This window comes from Vaccinium witches'-broom phytoplasma str. VAC, assembly GCF_000309405.1.
Classification (GTDB): Bacteria; Bacillota_I; Bacilli_A; order Acholeplasmatales; family Acholeplasmataceae; genus Phytoplasma.
Window position 1 is genome coordinate 1 of record NZ_AKIN01000135.1, and the last position, 251, is coordinate 251.

General features: G+C 24.7%; 1 protein-coding gene. It reads right to left on the reverse strand.

Annotated elements, in window-relative coordinates:
* Positions 1-244 (reverse strand): sigma factor (locus RI68_RS02220; protein ID WP_017193612.1); only part of this gene is annotated, 244 nt, incomplete at its 3' end.
* Between the last annotated feature and the right edge of the window lie 7 nt (positions 245-251).

Sequence of the window (251 nt, forward strand, 5' to 3'; positions counted from 1 at the left end):
ATTTGATGGTTGGAGTAGCGTAAGCAATGAAGCCATAACCTAAATCTTGGTAATTATTTAGGGATTTGATTAATCCTAAAACCCCTTCTTGGTATAAATCCTCTTTAGTTAAAACTTTAGGGTAATATTTAAATTGATAAGTTAGTTTTTTGACTAAAGGTAAATGAAGTTCGATTAATTGATTACGAATTTCTAAATTCTTTTTATTTTTTAAAAAATCTTTAAATAATTTTTCTCTTAACATTTAATTC